Raw genomic sequence first — 18225 nt, 5'->3', positions numbered from 1 at the left:
AATACCATATGAAACTTGTCGAATCCACCATTTTATATGTAGTATTTTACTTTTTTTCTGCCAAAATGCCAGTAAAATATTACATAATATAAAAAACTTTAAACAATTATCTTCCCTTTACATACACGGGTTTATAATTCAGGAACCAATATGATGAAAAATCCAGAAAGAGTAAATAATCTTATGCGTATAATATGAATTTATGTCCAATGGCAGGGAACCCACAAAAAAGATTTTTTTTAAGCAAAAGCCGGCAATTCTATAAACTGCCGGCTTTCATCATAGTTAATCCAAAACATATACCTTTACATCCTGGATACCAAAATCATAAGCTTCCGCTACTGTCCACATAGCAATATCAATACGGTTGCCCTTAATTGCACCTCCGGTATCTTCCGCGACGGCATAGGATCCGCGTCCGTCTTCAAATTCGATATATACTTTTGAACCCAGTGGAATTACCTTCGGATCAACCGCAATAATTCCCGGTCTTACTTTTGTCCCTATATGAGTTAAATCGCCCCATTTTCCATTATCATGCGGCCCCGGTGCATAAGCGGTTGCTTTTATATTTAACTTTTTACTGTAACTCAAGTCCTTACTAGGTTTGGCTGATACTGCCGGAACAGCAAAACTGGTGATTAACATGACAATCACGGCACTCCATAACATAAAATTCTTGACAAATTTCATGAAGAACACCCCTTTCTAAAGCCTACGAGGTTAGCTGTCGGGTTCGGTCAAAGGTATAATCCCTACCGCATACGCGGATTCACCCCTGATAAATTGGGTTCCCCGTTTTCCATGGAAATTCGGCTTGGACTATATACTACAACAGAACACCTTTTATTGCAAGTCATTAAAACTTTGTCCCATCGGATTATTTTTAGTTATGTAAACAATACTGTTTTATCCTTCGTTATCATCATTTATGATATAATTGGCGGTATTTGACTGGAATGATCCTGCCTTTACATGCAAACACTAACCCCGGGTGACTTTAATGAAATCAACCGTCCGCCAGAACAAAAAACCTCTCAAATTATTTTACCGGCGCAGTCAGGCAATGCAACCGGGTAAGTATGACGTTATCATTGCCGGTGCAGGACCAGCCGGCTCAACCGCCGCTTATTTCCTTGCACGGGAAGGATTAAGTGTACTTTTACTGGAACGGGGACAATATCCCGGTGCCAAAAGTTGTGGTGGCGCAGCGTTAATCGCGGAACATACACATAGACTATTCCCCAATTTCTGGGATGAACTGACGGTTGAAAGAATCGTAACCGATCAGGCTTATTGGCTGATGACCGAAGATTCTCTGTTTGCAATCCGTTATAATAGTATGAGATTTCTATCCTCACCTTATAACCGGTTCACAGTGAAACGCCCCCATCTTTATAAATGGCTTACAGATAAAGCTGTTGCGGCTGGAGCTACGCTATTGTTTAACCATAATGTCCAAAATGTTATTTTTGAACAAACACAGGCTGTGGGAGTAACGGTATCTCCTCCTCAAAACACATCTTTTTCAGCCGACCTGATAATTCTGGCCGATGGAGCTAACTCTCTCATCGCAGAGAGTTCTGGACTTATAACCAAAGTAAACTCACAAAATTTATCACTGTATGTAAAAGAAACCATCGCCCTTTCTCCGGAAGCTATCGAAACGCGATTCAATTTACCTTCAGGCTGCGGCAGCGTCATTGGTATTATTGGTTATCCTACAGCCGGTTTTAACGGTACCGCATCTATACATACCTTTACAGACAGTATTAATATCAATGTGGGTATGTCACTTCGGCATTTTTCTCAGTCCGGAATTAATCCTAACAGTTTGTTGGAGCGCGTAAAAAAACATCCACTGCTCGAACCGTATTGGTCAGACGGTAAGCTGGTTGAATACGGCAGTCAAATGATCCCGGAGGGTGGTTATTACGCCATTCCCGAGCTGGTATATCCAGGTTTATTGATCGTTGGTGATGCAGCCGCCCTGGTAAATGGAACACATGGATTCAACCTTGCCATGTGGTCCGGATTTTTTGCCGCTCAGGCAGCTATCGCCGCCAAGAAGAGCCGTGACTTTTCTCAAAAGAAATTATCTCTTTATAAAACTTTACTCCAGGAAAGCTTTGTATTGGAAGATATGAAGGCCAACAGTAAAATTGCTGCATTTGAAAGAGAAATCCCCTACTATTTTAATTTATATAGCAAAATGATTAATGAAGCAGCTTATTTATCGGCCAAAGTTTACACTATGCCCAAAAAGGCAAAACGGATTTATATTTTTAAAAAATTAATAAGCATGCAATCCATCTCTAAATTACTGCGTGATATTTGGAAAACAATTAAGGTGATTCGCTGATGCTGCATGATGTATCTGAAAAAATCAAATTGATACATTGCAAGCCTGATCAATATAGACAGCATGTTGTGATAAAAAAGCCGGAATTATGTGACACCAACTGTAAAAATAACGAATGTTTATCCATATGCCCGGCCCAAGTATTTGTCTGGGATGGCACAAAACCTAAATCCATATCCGTCTTCTATAAACAATGCATAGAATGCGGTGCCTGCCGCCTTGTCTGCCCCCTGGGAAATATTAAGTTTTCTTATCCGTCTGGAGGCTATGGTGTCAGCTTTACCGAAGGTACTGAGGGATATGTGAACAAATAGTCCAAGTACGGTTGTCTGTACTTGGACTATTTGTTCACATATCCGACATTAGTATGCCGGCTTTAGCAATATGCTGTTTGGCAGACTCTCTAATGACAATGGTGATTGCTTCCGGCGGGCATTTGGCCGTCTCAGCAATTGCTACGGTGACTTTTTTGGCAAGTTCACGTTTTTGTTCAGTGGTTCGGCCTTCGGCCATATCAATTTGAACAACTGGCATGGTATCCCTCCTCCTCTCAACTTTAATTCGGCATAAATACTCAGATACCTGCAGTACCTTGTTTTTCTTCGGCAATTCGCAAAGGGGAATGATAAGGGTAACATTCCTGAGGACGTATTCATAAATTATAGTAACAGCTTATTATTTATGAATATGGGGAGGTACGCTATCTATGGGATTGTTTCATGAAATCCGTAATCCAGCACTGATTCGCGAGCTGGAACGTGAACTTAATACCGATGTTTTATTATTTGGCGTTGATGGTTTTACCTACTTCGGTAACTTACAAGCGATAGAAGAATGTCGAATTGCTATTTTAACTCCGGCAATTGAAGCGGCAACACCTGAAGTCGAAATTCTCACCCCTGGCGGAGAAGTAAGGGATGTGTCGTTTTTACGTTTAGATTTATGGTCGATAATTGGCAAAGGAACCGGTATTGTCAAGGATCCTTTTTTAAATTCTGTAACTTCAGTTACTATTCCAAGAGACTCTCAGGAGCGTCTGCAGAGCAAAGAACTTATTTGCAGGTTGGAACGCATGATTGGTGACAACGTTGCCATTACTACCCTAGGCGGATTTTTATTCCAGGGAATATTAGGGGCCGTTGATGATTGCTTAGCCGTTTTAACAGTTGATAAAATCTTTGTACCGGGATCTAATGATGCAATTTGTGAACACGATATCAGATCAGTTGTTGTTAACCTCGAAGGGTTGACTTCAGTAGCAACGGTATCTTGTTGTTAACCGTTCATTTTCATTTCAAATCCGTGCAGCCGGCAATAATCAGACTAACAAACTAACGGCTCGGTGTTAACTGCCAACCGGGCCGTTAGCTTTGATCCTGGAGGTTACAAGATGATTTTCGCTACTGAATATCTGGGCAGTGTCGGTGTAGGTGCCACTTCACCTCATTTTTTTTGTGCCAGTGACGATCAGGTTTATGTTGTTAAAATGCAAAACAACCGCTATGGGACGAAAGTATTAATTAGTGAACTAATTGCAGCCCAGATCGGAAAATTACTAAACCTTTGTTTTCCCCACAGCCAGCTCATAAAAATAGAAGAATCTTTTTTAAATAAATATCCCCATTTAAAGGCAACAGGGCTCGTGCCCAGTGTAAATTTTGCTTCCCGTTATATTGCAAATACAGCCTATTTGGAGAAACACCATCTCTCTAAATCAGAAAACCTGCCGGAACTTGCCGGTGTAATTTTATTTGATCATATTTTTCACAATGCGGACAGAACGAACAACAGAAAAAATCTTATTGTCAGCCCGCAACATACCGGATATAAAATATATGCTATTGACAATTCTCACTTATTCCGTTCCGGGCGATGGACCAATAAATCCGTCATGGATCTGTCAGAAATTGTTAAAGTATACTATTACCGTTTATTTGGATTATTATTAACTAGTTATATTTCACCAAATGATTTTATTCCATATCTGGAAAAATTCAAAGCCATTGATGATACTCAAATAAAGAAAATAATGCAGAGTGTTCCCGACGAATGGTGGAACAATAAAGAAGAATCTGTAATACTTGAAGAATATATTCGGACACGCAAGGGTATGGCGGATAAAATTTTTTTTAAAATATGCAAGTATATTCCAAAAAGTTCCGAAAGAAAGCAACGGTTAATAAAAACCGTTACTCATATTAGAAAATAAAATACCTTTTTTGCATAGCGGAGGGAAAAACAGGCAAAAATAATAATGTAAATTTTCTCCTCTCCCATAATTCGGCGGTATAAGCCGTTTTTTTTTAGCTTTGAAGCATTATATCAAAATGATTGGAAAAACGAGCAGCAATAACCGGAACGATCTTTTCCATATCTTTAGAATTGACTGTCTGTTGGGCAGCCTTTCTAGCTTTTAAAAGAAGGTCTACATCCTGAAGGATATCGGCAATTTTGAGATCCGGCAGGCCATGTTGCTGTTCACCAAAAAAATGTCCGGGCCCCCGCATGATTAGGTCCTGCTCAGCCAACTGGAAACCATCACTAATTTGTGTCATAATCTTCATTCGTTCCCGGCTTTCCGTATTTTTATTATCGGATAGCAAAATACAATAAGACTGATATTTTCCCCTGCCAATTCGGCCCCGCAATTGATGCAATTGTGCCAGGCCAAACCGATCTGCTCCTTCAATGACCATAACTGTCGCGTTAGGGACGTTTACCCCCACTTCAATTACCGTGGTAGAAATTAAAATTTTAATTTTTTGTTGATAAAAATCAGCCATCACTTTTTCTTTGTTAGTCATTTTCATTTTTCCATGTACTAATCCACAGGAAATATCCCTAAAAAACGATTGTTTTAGTTCGCTGTACAGCTTTACGGCGGATTGTGCCTGAATTTTTTCAGATTCTTCAACGAGAGGGCAGACGATATAGGCTTGATGCCCTTTGGTAACTTCATCAATAATGAACTTATAAACTAAAGAACGCCGACTGCTGTCGCGAACGAATGTTTTGACAGGTGATCGTCCCGGCGGAAGTTGCTTAATAGAGGAGACATCCAAATCGCCATATACTGTCAATGCCATGGTTCGAGGTATAGGAGTTGCTGTCATAACAAGTACATCCGGCATTTTTCCCTTGGATTGGAGTTTTGCCCGTTGTCTTACGCCAAATCGATGTTGTTCATCGGTGATGACCAGCCCCAGAGCTTTAAAAAACACATCCTCCTGAATCAGTGCATGGGTACCGATAACAATATCCACGACTCCTTCGCCAATGTCATTGATCAATTGCTGCCGTTTATATTTGGATAACTTTCCGGTTAATAAGGCTATTCGCACACCGTATACAGAGAGCAATTCCGATAAGGTTCGGTAATGTTGCTCTGCCAAGATCTCCGTTGGCACCATCAGCGCACCCTGATAGCCGTTTTCTACCGTTTTGGCTAAGGCTATAGCCGCCACTACCGTTTTACCGGAACCTACATCTCCTTGGACCATTCGTTGCATCACAACGGTGTTTTCCATATCAGCCTTGACTTCTAGCAGTGTCTGCCTTTGGTCATGTGTGAGAGAGAATGGCAAATTTTGCTCTAACTGCCGTACCAAATGCCCGTCACTCGCGTGCTTAATTCCGGATAGGCTTCCCCTGTTCCTGCGCTTTGAGTACAGCAGGCCACATTGTAAGAGATACAGTTCTTCAAAAACCAGCCTTTCTCTTGATTTTTTTAAGATTTCCCAGTCGGCGGGAAAATGAATGTTTAGCAGTGCTTCATTATGCCCAATCAAATGATTGTCTTTAATAACCTCTGCAGGAAGAATTTCTGCTTCCGAAGTGTTCAGATAGCTTAACGCCTGTTTTAGCAAGCCGCGCAGCCAACGTTGGCTAATGTTGTCACTACAGGAATAGATAGGTAAAATACTTCCGGAAGCCAAAAACCCCGTGTTACCAATTATTTCCATTTCAGGATTTACTACTTGTGTATAAGGAATTTTCTTTTGTATTTTACCATATACCATGATTTGCTCTTCCAGCTTATATTTTGTTTTTAAATAGGGCTGATTAAAAAAAATTAATTCAGCAATTCCGGTATGATCACGCACCATGATTTTAGTAAGATTAACTCCCCTGGCAGATTTCTTGCCATTGCTGCCGATAATAGTGGCAATAAATGTTTCCATCTCACCATTTGTTAATTGATTGATAGCCTTTATCTGACGACGGTCTTCGTAACGACGTGGAAAATGTTCCAGCAAATCCTGTATAGTCAAAATTCCTAAATTGGCAAGCCAAGCAGCTTTTTGATTTCCGACTCCTTTTAGATACTGTACATTGGTTGACTTATAGATTGTCATAAATTTCACCTCGAAAGAATAAGCAAAGTATCATTAGACACTTTGCTTATTTTCGGCTTCCAGTAATTCATTCAATTCTTTCAGAAGCGCTTCCACATCAATGTTATGCATCTTGGCCCCATTCCCTATCGTTTCCTGATTCGACCCCATGCAGCCTATGCAACCCATTCCGTGCAAAGCAAAAATTTCCCGCGCCATTGGGTGAGAACGGAGTGCCTCAATTATCGGCGTATTTTTAGTAAACAAAATATGCGCCTCCCATCCCCTATTTGTTTGCTTATTTCCATAGCGGGTCAAGAAATTCCTGCTTGTAAAACATAAAGTCCCAATAAAATTACTAGGATATCTTGCTTATGAAGTTAGCATATGTTAAAATATCTATGTTTAGTTGAGAACTGGTGTCTTCATCAGAGGAGGTGTATTATAGATGGCAAATGTTTGTGAAGTCTGTGGTAAAGGTGAGCAAAGCGGTTTTAATGTCAGCCACTCCCATTTAAAAACAAAACGCAGCTGGAAACCGAATATTCAGCGGGTTAAAGCCGTTGTAAACGGTGAAATTAAACGAGTTAATACTTGCACTCGCTGCTTGCGTTCCGGTAAGATTCAACGTGCGATATAGTTTCAAAATAAGCGGGTTAACTCAAGTTAATCCGCTGTCTCATTTCCATATAAATTAATGTTGATGGGATCACTGTTTGTTGTTATTCATACGCATATAACCTTTTGTTTGATAAATTAAAGAAAAAGGCTATCGCTTAAGATTTCGATAGCCTTCTTTTTTATTCCGCCAGCATTTTTCCCAGATCACTACGGTCGAAATAATACTTTTTGGCACAGAAATGGCAGCAAATTTCAGCTTTCCCCTCTGCGGCCAACTCTGTTAGCTCTTTTTTTCCCAAACTTATCAATACTTCCTGAACCTTATTGCGCGTGCAGGGACAATGGAAACTTACCGGCTGTTGATCATACAGTTTTATTGGTAATCCTTCAAAAACAGTATTAATGATATCTGCTGCACAATATCCCGAACTAATCATCTGAGAAACCGGAGATAACCGTGCTAAATTCTTTTCAATAATCTGCAGACTCTTTTCTTCTGCAGCCGGCAGTGCCTGTACTAAAAAACCGCCTGAAGCACTGACCGTCATGTCAGGTTGAACCAATACACCCAACGCTACACTGGAAGGTGTTTGTTCGGATACTGCCAAATAGTTGGTAATATCTTCAGCAATTTCACCACTTACCAAAGGAGCATTACCGGTAAAAGGCTGTTTTAAACCGGTAAACCGGGTGACAAATATGCTGCCGCCACCAACAGCGGTCCCGACATCCAGTTTAACACCGTGAAGCGGTAAATCAACATGAGGATTTTTCACATAGCCACGTACCGTCCTCCCCTTTGCCGATGCATCAGCAATAATACTACCGATCGGACCATCTCCTGCTATGCGTATACTCAGCCGTTCCTCTGTTTTAAGATTGGCTGCCATTAACAGCGCCGCTGTCATTGTACGTCCTAATGCTGCCGCTACTACAGGGTAACAGTCATGCCGCTGCCGTGCCTCTTCGGTTAATGCAGTTGTTATTGCCGCCACCATCCGGACTCCCGGCACTGTAGCTTTCATCATATGATCCTGCATGAATTTCCTCCTGAATAAACTGGTTAGATTGATTCTTCCATGATGATTTTCCCCGCATCAATATCGATTACAGAAATTTTACGATTTGTTACTATTGCCAGAGTCCCATGTTGATCAACCTGTTTAGACAAGCCTGAAACGGGCGATCCCGGATTTAAATGCGTTACGCCATTCTGCTGCTTTAACGCTGCAATATGTGTATGACCGGTGATAATCAAGTCTGCTTTTACTTGTTGTGCCAAAGCAAAAAGCTTTTCTTCCGTTTGATTCTGTCCGTGAGTAACAAGAATGCGAAGATCGTTGACTATGGCATACGAATATGGAGATTGTACGGGAATATCAAGCACCATACTGTCAACTTCACTGTCACAATTACCAGCGGCTACAATAAACGGAACAGGACAAGCATTCAGTGCTTCCGCCAGTCGAGATGGATTGTATTCCGGTAATACCGGATTTCGTGGACCATGATAGAGAACATCACCGGCATGAATAATAAAGTCGGCATCATAAAGATATTGATCATATATTTTCTCCCACGTTGCAGAACAGCCATGGGTATCACTTATTACACCTATTTTCACGCTAATCTCCCCTTATTATTTCCCTGGAAATATTTTACATACCATGTAATAAATTGGCCATTTCAATTGCGGATAATGCTGCATCAAATCCCTTATTTCCTGATTTGGTTCCGGCACGTTCAATAGCCTGCTCAATATTTTCCGTTGTCAGCACACCAAAGATGGTCGGCACGCCACTAGCCAGGCCTACATGTGCCACTCCTTTGGAAACTTCGGCACAAACATAATCATAATGAGTTGTTCCCCCACGAATAACGGCTCCCAAGCAAATGACTGCATCATATTTCTTGCTCATAGCCATTTTTTGTGCTGCCAAAGGTATTTCAAAGGAACCAGGAACCCAGGCAACATCAATATTTTCTTCCGCTGCTCCATGACGTTTTAAACCGTCCAAAGCACCGCTAAGCAATTTATTGGTAATGAACTCATTAAACCTGCCTACCACAATAGCAAAACGTAAATCATTGGCTACTAAATTTCCCTCAAATGTTTTCATAACTTATTATACCTCCATATTTTGTTTAAGAATATGACCTAACTTGGCTTTTTTTACCGACAGGTACCGCTGATTAAAACGGTTGGGTTTCATTTCTAGAGGAACACGCTCGGTAATGGTTAATCCATACCCCTCTAACCCGGCCCGTTTTTGAGGATTATTGGTAAGTAAACGAATTTTACTTAATTCCAGATCTGCCAGTATCTGTGCTCCAATACCATAATCACGTAAATCAGCTGAAAAGCCTAAGAGTTCATTCGCTTCCACTGTATCTTTGCCCTTATCCTGCAAGGCATATGCCCTGATCTTATTCGCTAGGCCAATTCCCCGGCCTTCCTGGCGCATATACAGTAAAACTCCTTTACCTTCGGCCTCAATCCTCTTTAGAGATGTCACCAGTTGATCTCCACAATCGCAACGGAGAGAGCCCAAAACATCACCAGTAAGGCACTCCGAGTGGACACGTACTAAAACATTGTCCTGATTGGCTACATTACCTTTAATCAAAGCAAGGTGGCACTGCTTATCCAGCTTACTTTCATAGGCAATCAGTCGGAATTCTCCGTATTTCGTCGGTAAAGCCGCCTCCGCTACCCGTTTAATAAAATTCTCATTCCTTTTTCGGTACTTGATCAGGTCTGCAATTGTAATGATCTTTAAACCATGTTTTGCCACAAAATTCATCAGTTCTGGTACACGGGCCATTCTCCCGTCATCATTCATGATTTCACAAATTACACCTGCCGGATACAGTCCGGCTAATCTTGCCAGATCAACTGTTGCCTCGGTATGTCCGGCACGTCGTAAAACACCGCCTTCTCGATACCGTAAAGGGAAAATATGTCCCGGACGGCGAAAATCCTCCGGTTTCGCATCACTATGTAAAACCTTCCGAATAGTTTCAGCTCGTTCATAAGCCGATATTCCAGTGGTAACGCAGTTGGCATCAATCGAAACAGTAAAAGCTGTACTCATACTATCGGTGTTGACATCAACCATGGCACTTATGGCAAGTTCGTCCAACCGCTCACCGATTACCGGCATACAAATCAAACCACGGCCATAAGTAGCCATAAAATTTATCGCTTCTGGTGTTGCTTTCTCGGCAGCCATCAACAAATCGCCTTCATTTTCCCTATCCTCATCATCTACGACAACAACCATTTTCCCATTTTGGATATCTTCAATTGCTTCTTCAATTGTATTAAACTTGAATTTCATCATCGCATCTCCTGTCGCTAAGTATTGAGTTAGAAACCATTATTTATGAGTGAATCAATAGAAAGGCCCCCGCTTGCTACATTTTTTTCGTGGGTTGAACCGGACAATCCCAGCAATTTTTCCACATATTTGCCGATCATATCCACCTCTAAATTTACCTGATCATTTATTTTCTTATAACCAAGTGTTGTCATAGACGCAGTATGCGGGATCAGTGAGACGGTAAACCAGTCTCGTCCACAATCCACAACCGTCAGACTAATGCCGTCAATGGCAATTGATCCTTTTTTTATAATGTATTTCATGATCTCCGTTCCGGCTTGTATACGAATGATAACCGCAATATCGTTTATTTCCTTTGCGACAATGCTGCCAACCCCATCGATATGACCGGATACAATATGCCCTCCCAAACGAGAATCTAAGCGTAACGTCCGTTCTAAATTGACATGGTGGCCAATTTTCAGTCCGGCCAATACGGTCCTTGAAACGGTCTCGGGCATAACATCAGCTGTAAAGCAATCCGGCTGGAGTGCTACGACAGTCAGACAAGTACCATTTACGGCAATACTATCGCCGATTTTTACGTCCTCCAGAACCGTTTTGGCGCCTACGGTCAAGCGAACCGATCTTTGCCCTTTAACAATTGCTTTTATCGTTCCCAGTTCTTCCACAAGTCCTGTAAACATGCCGACCTTCCCTTCCCTGTAAATATGCTGTAATCAGTATATCTTCACCAACACGTTCAAGTTCAATATCTTCAAGCGTTAAAGCTTTTTCCATAGTTTCAAGACCGGTTCCGCCAATCGGCCCGGGTGCATTGCTTCCTCCAATAAATTTAGGAGCAATAAACCAGTATGCTTTATCAATAAGTCCTGCGCTGATTGCAGAAGCATTAATACGGGAGCCGCCTTCAATAAAGATGCTGGTAATACTTCTTCTGCCAAGAATTTCAAATAATCCTCGCAAGTCGATACCACCCCTAGGACCGCAAGGCACAATAACAATATCTGCATGTTTAGAACGTAATGCTGCTAATTTTTCCTCAGAAGCATTTGGACTTACTGCGATCACAACTGGGGCCTGATTATCATTCAGCAGTTTTGCCGTAAGCGGTATCCGTGCCATACTGTCAACAACAACTCGCAAGGGATTCTTCCCTCCCGGAATTCGGGTGGTCAGCGCCGGATCATCCGCAAGAACAGTACCAATTCCAACTAAGATAGCATCATAAATATTGCGTAAACGGTGCCCATAGTCTCTTGCCTGTTCACCGGTTATCCATTTCGAATGTCCTGTAAAGGCTGCAATTTTACCATCCAGGGTCATAGCTGTCTTCAAAACTCCGAAAGGCATTTTAGTTGTGATCCATTTGATAAAAACCTCATTTAGTTTCGCCGCTTCGTGACTCAGGACTCCCTCTACAACCTCAATAGCATTAGCACGGAGTATGCTAATACCTTTACCGGCAACGACCGGATTAGGATCCGTCATCGCAACGATTACTTTTTTAATTCCCGCAGTGATTATGGCATCCGAACATGGACCGGTACGTCCATAATGGCAACATGGCTCTAATGTAACGTAAAGCGTCGCATTCTTTGCTAAATGGCCTGCTTGGCAGAGCGCATGTATTTCGGCATGAGGTGTTCCGGCTGCTTGATGCCAGCCTTCACCGACAATTTGTCCATTATTGACAATGACTGCGCCGACCATCGGGTTGGGGCTTGTTTTTCCCCTTGATTTCGCAGCCAGTTGTAAAGCACGCTGCATAAATATCTCGTCCATTGCTGCCTCCAATCCAGAGATTAAAAACAAAAATTCCCTAAAAACAATAGGTTTTTTAGGGAAATAACATGCCAAGCCAAACATTACTATGGCCGGAAAACAAGCCTTTTCCCTTCCAGACTATACTGTCGGCTCCGGAATCACACCAGATCAACCATACGGCTCGCGGGCTTTACCGCCGGTAAGGAATTGAAGGATATCTACTCCCTCTCACCTTGCCCCAAAGGCTAATGATATTCAGTTACTTTACGTTTCTATAATAATAAATAATACAAAAATAGTCAAACTTTATTTTGCGGAAGAACTAAAATTTACTGCTTTGCTCTTTTAGTTCTTCTAAAATGGCAAGATATGAATTATATCTGCTTTGTGCAATTTTACCGGACAGCACCGCTTCTTTCACTGCGCACTGAGGTTCTTTTACATGCAGGCACGAGGCGAATTTACATTGGGCCGCTTGTAATGCAATCTCACGAAAGCAGTAGGTCAGTTCGGGTTCCCTTAGATTGCTGAATTCAGTAAAACTAAATCCCGGGGTATCAACCACATACCCGCCCCCGGTTAACGGAAGAAGCTGGGCAAAACGGGTTGTATGCCTTCCTCGGCCAATTTTTTCGCTGACTTCTCCGGTTTCCAGTTGAAAGCCTGGTTCAATCAAATTTAGGATGGTAGATTTTCCAACTCCTGAAGGGCCGGCAAATACAGATATTCGGTCATACAGGATATGCCGGAGATCTTTGACCCCTATTTCCGTTTTAGCAGATAAAGCAATTACATCATAACCGATACTTTCATATAGTTCGATAACCGGTTGCAAACTTCCCCACTCAACCAGTTCGGTTTTATTAATGCAAAGATAGGCTTTTAGCTGCGCCAGTTCAGCTAGAACCAGAAACCTGTCCAATAGTTCAACATTCATATCGGGATTTGCCGCGGCAAAGGTAATAATGACCTGATCCACATTGGCAACCATGGGCCGGGTAAGGATGCTGCGCCGTGGCAAGATCCTCTCGATGACACCCTTCTCCTGTCCGGTAAGGGTATAAACGACGCTGTCTCCAACCAGTAGCGAAAAGCGCTCTTTTTTAATGCGCCCTCGTAAAGTACACATTGTAATTTTGGAAGTATTTTTGACATAGTAAAAACCGTTATAGGCTTTTACCACTATTCCCTGAAACACGTAATGTTACCTCCCATTACAATGTTTTTTCCTGTACAAGCGTTCCATTAATATAAACCTGCATGCGAAGCTGCCCTACACCTTCAATTTGTTTTTCTACTTTATCTCCGGGTTTATGAGGATTATCATAAACTACACGGCGGCCATTGGAATCGGTTACCACAATTTGCACTACCTGTCTTGAAGCGCCTTCAGGTACGGTAATCTGGACAATAGCCCGTTTCACTGCACCGGGAGCACTGCGTGACACGGTAAAATCAATTGCAGTTCCCTCTATCACCTCGGAGGCAGGCGCTGGATTCTGACTGATAATAGTACCCGGAGGATACTTATCATTAGCTTCTTCCGTAACCTTACCAAGTTTTAATTTGAGACTTTCTAACTGCGTATTCACAGTATTTAGCGGGGCACCTTGAAAATCAGGCAAAACGATTTTTCGCTGTGCCGGTCCCTTGCTAATAATCAGATCAATAGCTGTATTTTTATTTACATGAGCCGGTGGCCTTGGATTTTGACCAATAACGATATCCGGTGCCACATCGGCGGCAATCTGTTCTTCAACTCGTCCTAAAGTAAGTCCCGCATTTTTTATCTGTAATTCTGCATCCCGCCTTGTTAAGCCCCGGACGTCCGGCACAACCGTAACTTCCCCGCCCTTGCTGACAACCAGGGTTATTGTCCGCTGTTCTTTGACAGTGGCACCCGCTTCCGGGTATTGCGAAATAACATGACCGGCAGGGACATCATCGTTAAAAGCCTCTGATATGGATACGCGCAGGTTTTGGTTTGTCAGTATGTTTTGCGCAATATCCACTTGTTTGCCAACTACATCGGCAACAATTACCTCACTGGCACTCCAGAATTTCCCAAACGCCAAAAAAGTTCCTATGGCAAAACCTATTAACAATAGGGCAAATAAAAGCAAATACCATAATTTCGATCTGCGGCTTTTAGGTCTGCCTGAAGCATTTTGTTTATTTGTTGGTTGAGGTTGAGTCAAAACTTCATCGGTTACTTTAGGTAAAACTTGTGTGGGAAAATCATCATGCGATAAACGCCGGGTTTGATCATCACGGAGATAATTTTGTGCAAGTCTTAAATCGGCAATCATTTGAGTAATATCTTCAAAACGGTCGGATGGCTCTTTAGCCATAGCCTTTAATACAGTTGCTTCTACCAAAGGAGGTATTTGCGGATTTAATTCGCGTGGAGGCCGTGGTTCCTGCTGTAAATGTTGTAATGCAATGCTTATGGGCGTCTCCCCATTAAACGGTACTGTTCCTGTTAGCATCTCATACATAACCACGCCCAGAGAATAAATGTCGGATTTTGCGCTTACCATTTCACCTTTTGCCTGTTCCGGTGAAAAATAGTGAACTGATCCTAAAATAGTTCCGGTATGGTTCATTGTGGCTGAAGTCACTGCCTTGGCTATTCCGAAATCAGTCACCTTAACGCGGCCTGTACGGGTAATTAAAATATTGTGAGGCTTAATATCACAATGTACAAGATCGTTTTGGTGGGCATGTTCCAGCGCTTCGGCAATTTCTAAGATAACTCGTACCGTCATTTCTACAGGAAGTGTTTCGTTTCGTATAATGCGATCTTTTAATGTCTCACCGGAAATATATTCCATAATAATATAATATGTATCTTCCGCCTGACCCACATCATAAATATTAACAATGTTTGGATGGGATAATTTTGCTGCCGCCTGGGCTTCTCTGCGAAAACGGGTTACAAATTCCTCATCATGAGTAAACTGTGAGCGTAAAACTTTTACCGCCACAGACCGGTCCAGCAGTTTATCGTGAGCACGGTAGACATCTGCCATTCCGCCGCCACCAACATGTTCTAGTATAGTATAACGATTGTCTAATGTCTTATTAAGCACGCTCTGTCACCTCCTTAATGTATTCCCTGAGCTAAAACTTGCCGGGCGATCGGCGCAGCTACTTGTCCGCCCGAACCCGCATTTTCTACTATAACGGCAACAACAATCTGTGGATTGTCCGCCGGTGCAAAGCCGATAAACCAGGCATGTGGCTTCCCATGGGGATTTTCCGCTGTTCCTGTTTTTCCTGCAACCAGCGCATCTTTCAAAGCAGCCGCACTTCCGGTTCCTTCCGATACCACAGTTATCATCATTTCCTTAATTTTTTCTGCCAGGCCGGCATCAATTGGAGTCAGCCACTCAGTGGGCGCGTTCTTTTCAATCATGTTCCCATTGGCATCTTGTACCTGACTAACCAGATAAGGCTTCATGATGCCCCCCCTATTGGCAAAAGCACTTGCCAACAAAGCCATTCGTAAAGGAGTTGTCAAAAAACTTCCCTGTCCAATCCCGGTTTGGGCCAAATCTCCGCTGCTCAAATCAGCAAAATCCGGTAAATGACTCAACGATTCTTGGAAATCGCTGTTCAATGGAGTAGTAAAGCCATAACGTTCGAAAGTTTTTTCCATTCTCTTGTTTCCGAGATTTAACGCCAGTGTACCAAACGTTATATTGCAGGAAACAGCCAATGCTTTCTCTAAATTAATATCTCCATGCCGACTGCCATCAGCCTCGGTTAAAGTATAGTCTTTACCGATTTGAAGTGTTCCCTGGCACGAAAAAACCGTATCCAGATTCGCTATATTTTCTTTTAAAGCGGCTTCCGCCATCATGACTTTTAATGTGGAGCCGGGCGGATACAGCCCTTGTGTTGCACGATTTATTAACAACCCGTCCGGCGACTGAAATATATCCTGCCCATTCTCATCAATAGTATTGGGATTAAAGCCCGGTTTACTTGCCATAGCCAAAATCTCACCGGTATGCGGGTTTAAAGCTACAACGGCTCCCCGGTAATTCCCCAGAGCATTATAAGCAGTTTCCTGCAAAGCAGTATCAATGGTAAGAATAACATTAGCTCCCTGTTCCGGACGAAAAGCCTGGGAAATTGCTCCCCAATGGCTAAAAGGAGACTGTGTACCGGACAAATAAGCGCCATAAACCGCCTCTACGCCAGTCTTTCCATATTGTTTGCTGTTATAGCCCACAACGTGCGCAGTCAGCGCCCCATAGGGATAGTATCGCCGGAATGAACCCTTTCCATCTTCTTCACTATACGCTAATTTTTCGTTATGTCTGTCCCGTATTTCACCGGGATGTATCTTTTTATTTGCTTCAGTAATACGCTGGTTCAAAGGATGTTCCGCCAAAAAACTGCTTTTTACGGTTTGCAGATAAGAAACATAAATAAATACTACACATAGCATTCCAATAATAACATATGCCGCGGTACGAATATTCTCAGAAAGAGTATTGTGAAGTTCACTAATCCGGTTAAGCCTCATCTATAATTAGGCCTCATTTCCGATAAGGTAAACAAAATGCCTAACAAAATACAATTAGACAAAATGGAACTTCCGCCATAGCTGATCAAAGGTAACGTGATACCTGTCAGTGGAAAAAATTTTGTAACCCCGGCGACAATTAAGAAAGTCTGCAGACCGATAATCACGGCAAAGCCACTGGCTACCAACGCAATAAAAGAATTGTTGTTTAGCAGAGCCGTACGGAATGAACGATAAACCAAAATAATGTAACTGAGTAAAATGGCTCCTGTTCCCATTAGGCCCAATTCTTCGCCAATGGCTGCAAAAATGAAATCGGTGTGAACTTCCGGGATCATCGTAGGAAAACCATACATAAGGCCTGTCCCCAGCACACCGCCCGACCCCAGAGCAAAGAGCGACTGAACGATTTGGTAGGCTTTGCCGGACGGATCGGCCCATGGATCAATCCAGATATCAATTCGCGTTTGAATGTGAGGATAGTAGTAATAGCAGAAAACTGAACCCGCAAAAAACAGCACAAATCCCATCATAGGGTAACTCAAACGCCCACTGGCCATATAGGTCATGATAATAGTGATACTAAAATATAATAATGCAGAACCCATATCACGCTGCAAAACAAGCATCAACATGGTTACTCCCCAAACAAACACTAATGGGGCAACAAACCGAGGATGGGGTAACAGCAACGGACCAAGACGTTTATTGGCCAAAGTCAGAACTTCACGCCGCTCATTCAAATAAGCCGCTAAAAAGATAACAATAAACAGCTTGGCGAACTCCGAAGGCTGAAACCTTATCGGCCCTAAAATAACCCAGCTTTTGTGTCCGCCAATATCTACGCCAAAAAGAATGGCCGACATTAATAAGATAATACCGGTAAAACCGCAAACATACTTAAAGGTAGCTAAATTTTCTATTTTCTGTGCAAGATATACTGAAAGCACAAAGACGAACACACCCAAAAGTATCCATATGGTTTGTGCAAAAAAAAGATTTGGTGTCAGTCTAAGTACCATAATCAAACCAATATTTGACAATAGTGCAGCTAACGGCAGCAATAAGGGATCACCGGAATGGCCGGCAACACGCAACCATACATGTGCGGCAAACCAGGAAGCGACAATGGCTGCCGCAGCGCCCAGTACTTTGTAATCCATATTTTTCTGCAGAAGCTGTATTACCGCAAGGCCATTGATCAGAACGGCGCTGGCAAGCAGCAGCAGAAACCGCTCGCATCTTACCATTTCTCTCATT

Annotated in this window: 19 protein-coding genes and 2 riboswitches; of the genes, 5 read left to right on the top strand and 14 right to left on the bottom strand. The window is 42.4% G+C overall.

Going from position 1 to position 18225, the window contains the following annotated elements:
- Nucleotides 1-285: 285 nt before the first annotated feature.
- Entirely contained in the window at nt 286-693 is a 408-nt protein-coding gene (locus tag P22_RS01535) for a 3D domain-containing protein (protein WP_082378361.1), read from the bottom strand.
- Between the two features lie 4 nt (nt 694-697).
- A riboswitch (cyclic di-AMP (ydaO/yuaA leader) is annotated at nt 698-828 on the bottom strand.
- A 175-nt stretch (nt 829-1003) separates the two neighbouring features.
- Here P22_RS01535 and P22_RS01530 point away from each other — a divergent pair.
- Both P22_RS01530 and P22_RS01525 read left to right on the top strand, forming a co-directional pair.
- Nucleotides 1004-2362: an FAD-dependent oxidoreductase gene (locus P22_RS01530; protein ID WP_054258432.1), complete on the top strand. Its 1359-nt coding sequence runs from the start codon at nt 1004-1006 to the stop codon at nt 2360-2362.
- Nucleotides 2362-2676, top strand: a complete 315-nt coding sequence (locus P22_RS01525; protein ID WP_054258431.1) for a ferredoxin family protein — start codon at nt 2362-2364, stop codon at nt 2674-2676. The genes P22_RS01530 and P22_RS01525 overlap by 1 nt, the downstream gene beginning before the upstream one ends.
- Nucleotides 2677-2710: 34 nt before the next feature.
- Here the strand turns inward: P22_RS01525 and P22_RS01520 are convergent, their stop codons facing one another.
- Nucleotides 2711-2971 (bottom strand): 2-hydroxymuconate tautomerase, encoded by a 261-nt coding sequence (locus P22_RS01520; RefSeq protein WP_255351774.1) that lies wholly within the window; start codon nt 2969-2971, stop codon nt 2711-2713.
- Nucleotides 2972-3068: 97 nt separating this feature from the next.
- Between P22_RS01520 and P22_RS01515 the strand changes: the two genes are divergently transcribed.
- Together P22_RS01515 and P22_RS01510 are read left to right on the top strand one after the other, a co-directional pair.
- The gene (locus P22_RS01515; protein ID WP_054258429.1) at nt 3069-3641 is read left to right on the top strand and encodes a hypothetical protein; all 573 of its coding nucleotides are present in this window, start codon (nt 3069-3071) and stop codon (nt 3639-3641) included.
- Between the two features lie 63 nt (nt 3642-3704).
- Entirely contained in the window at nt 3705-4571 is an 867-nt protein-coding gene (locus tag P22_RS01510; RefSeq protein ID WP_156318823.1) for a HipA family kinase, read from the top strand.
- 94 nt (nt 4572-4665) lie between these two features.
- Here P22_RS01510 and recG read toward each other — a convergent pair whose 3' ends face one another.
- Both recG and P22_RS01500 read right to left on the bottom strand, forming a co-directional pair.
- A complete protein-coding gene (recG, locus tag P22_RS01505) occupies nt 4666-6717 on the bottom strand; it encodes an ATP-dependent DNA helicase RecG (RefSeq protein ID WP_054258427.1) in 2052 nt (683 codons plus the stop codon).
- Nucleotides 6718-6750: 33 nt separating this feature from the next.
- Nucleotides 6751-6963: a DUF1858 domain-containing protein gene (locus tag P22_RS01500; protein ID WP_054258426.1), complete on the bottom strand. Its 213-nt coding sequence runs from the start codon at nt 6961-6963 to the stop codon at nt 6751-6753.
- A gap of 181 nt (nt 6964-7144) precedes the next feature.
- Between P22_RS01500 and rpmB the strand changes: the two genes are divergently transcribed.
- The gene (gene rpmB, locus P22_RS01495) at nt 7145-7336 is read left to right on the top strand and encodes a 50S ribosomal protein L28 (RefSeq protein ID WP_054258425.1); all 192 of its coding nucleotides are present in this window, start codon (nt 7145-7147) and stop codon (nt 7334-7336) included.
- A 160-nt stretch (nt 7337-7496) separates the two neighbouring features.
- Here rpmB and hslO read toward each other — a convergent pair whose 3' ends face one another.
- From hslO to P22_RS01445, 10 genes are all read right to left on the bottom strand, one after another.
- Nucleotides 7497-8357, bottom strand: coding sequence for an Hsp33 family molecular chaperone HslO (gene hslO, locus P22_RS01490; RefSeq protein WP_054258424.1), 861 nt, complete (start codon nt 8355-8357; stop codon nt 7497-7499).
- Between the two features lie 23 nt (nt 8358-8380).
- Entirely contained in the window at nt 8381-8941 is a 561-nt protein-coding gene (gene yfcE, locus P22_RS01485) for a phosphodiesterase (protein WP_054258423.1), read from the bottom strand.
- Between the two features lie 34 nt (nt 8942-8975).
- Complete coding sequence (ribE, locus tag P22_RS01480; RefSeq protein ID WP_054258422.1) at nt 8976-9437, bottom strand: 6,7-dimethyl-8-ribityllumazine synthase; 462 nt, start codon at nt 9435-9437, stop codon at nt 8976-8978.
- Nucleotides 9438-9443: 6 nt separating this feature from the next.
- Complete coding sequence (locus tag P22_RS01475; RefSeq protein WP_054258421.1) at nt 9444-10658, bottom strand: bifunctional 3,4-dihydroxy-2-butanone-4-phosphate synthase/GTP cyclohydrolase II; 1215 nt, start codon at nt 10656-10658, stop codon at nt 9444-9446.
- Nucleotides 10659-10687: 29 nt separating this feature from the next.
- Entirely contained in the window at nt 10688-11347 is a 660-nt protein-coding gene (locus P22_RS01470) for a riboflavin synthase (protein ID WP_054258420.1), read from the bottom strand.
- A complete protein-coding gene (gene ribD, locus P22_RS01465) occupies nt 11298-12446 on the bottom strand; it encodes a bifunctional diaminohydroxyphosphoribosylaminopyrimidine deaminase/5-amino-6-(5-phosphoribosylamino)uracil reductase RibD (RefSeq protein ID WP_054258419.1) in 1149 nt (382 codons plus the stop codon). The genes P22_RS01470 and ribD overlap by 50 nt, the downstream gene beginning before the upstream one ends.
- 99 nt (nt 12447-12545) lie before the next feature.
- Nucleotides 12546-12678: riboswitch (FMN riboswitch) on the bottom strand.
- Between the two features lie 72 nt (nt 12679-12750).
- The gene (gene rsgA / locus P22_RS01460; RefSeq protein WP_054258418.1) at nt 12751-13626 is read right to left on the bottom strand and encodes a ribosome small subunit-dependent GTPase A; all 876 of its coding nucleotides are present in this window, start codon (nt 13624-13626) and stop codon (nt 12751-12753) included.
- Nucleotides 13627-13642: 16 nt separating this feature from the next.
- On the bottom strand, nt 13643-15520 hold the full coding sequence (gene pknB / locus P22_RS01455) for a Stk1 family PASTA domain-containing Ser/Thr kinase (RefSeq protein ID WP_054258417.1): 1878 nt from the start codon (nt 15518-15520) through the stop codon (nt 13643-13645).
- Between the two features lie 14 nt (nt 15521-15534).
- On the bottom strand, nt 15535-16965 hold the full coding sequence (locus P22_RS01450) for a peptidoglycan D,D-transpeptidase FtsI family protein (RefSeq protein WP_054258416.1): 1431 nt from the start codon (nt 16963-16965) through the stop codon (nt 15535-15537).
- Nucleotides 16962-18224, bottom strand: coding sequence for an FtsW/RodA/SpoVE family cell cycle protein (locus P22_RS01445; RefSeq protein ID WP_054258415.1), 1263 nt, complete (start codon nt 18222-18224; stop codon nt 16962-16964). The genes P22_RS01450 and P22_RS01445 overlap by 4 nt, the downstream gene beginning before the upstream one ends.
- Nucleotide 18225: the final 1 nt, after the last annotated feature.

The organism is Propionispora sp. 2/2-37, from assembly GCF_001298735.1.
In the GTDB taxonomy this organism is placed as follows: Bacteria; Bacillota; Negativicutes; order Propionisporales; family Propionisporaceae; genus Propionispora.
The sequence above is the reverse complement of the archived record's forward strand: the minus strand, read 5'-3'. Positions and strand labels throughout refer to the sequence as shown.

Excerpts from the sequence above, each read along its gene's own strand:
- ribE (WP_054258422.1), bottom strand. The coding sequence starts at position 9,437 with ATGAAAACATTTGAGGGAAATTTAGTAGCCAATGATTTACGTTTTGCT.
- P22_RS01445 (WP_054258415.1), bottom strand. The coding sequence starts at position 18,224 with ATGAGAGAAATGGTAAGATGCGAGCGGTTTCTGCTGCTGCTTGCCAGC.
- P22_RS01525 (WP_054258431.1), top strand. The coding sequence starts at position 2,362 with ATGCTGCATGATGTATCTGAAAAAATCAAATTGATACATTGCAAGCCT.
- P22_RS01470 (WP_054258420.1), bottom strand. The coding sequence starts at position 11,347 with ATGTTTACAGGACTTGTGGAAGAACTGGGAACGATAAAAGCAATTGTT.
- P22_RS01450 (WP_054258416.1), bottom strand. The coding sequence starts at position 16,965 with ATGAGGCTTAACCGGATTAGTGAACTTCACAATACTCTTTCTGAGAAT.
- recG (WP_054258427.1), bottom strand. The coding sequence starts at position 6,717 with ATGACAATCTATAAGTCAACCAATGTACAGTATCTAAAAGGAGTCGGA.
- P22_RS01535 (WP_082378361.1), bottom strand. The coding sequence starts at position 693 with ATGAAATTTGTCAAGAATTTTATGTTATGGAGTGCCGTGATTGTCATG.
- P22_RS01530 (WP_054258432.1), top strand. The coding sequence starts at position 1,004 with ATGAAATCAACCGTCCGCCAGAACAAAAAACCTCTCAAATTATTTTAC.
- ribD (WP_054258419.1), bottom strand. The coding sequence starts at position 12,446 with ATGGACGAGATATTTATGCAGCGTGCTTTACAACTGGCTGCGAAATCA.
- rpmB (WP_054258425.1), top strand. The coding sequence starts at position 7,145 with ATGGCAAATGTTTGTGAAGTCTGTGGTAAAGGTGAGCAAAGCGGTTTT.
- P22_RS01515 (WP_054258429.1), top strand. The coding sequence starts at position 3,069 with ATGGGATTGTTTCATGAAATCCGTAATCCAGCACTGATTCGCGAGCTG.
- hslO (WP_054258424.1), bottom strand. The coding sequence starts at position 8,357 with ATGCAGGATCATATGATGAAAGCTACAGTGCCGGGAGTCCGGATGGTG.
- P22_RS01475 (WP_054258421.1), bottom strand. The coding sequence starts at position 10,658 with ATGAAATTCAAGTTTAATACAATTGAAGAAGCAATTGAAGATATCCAA.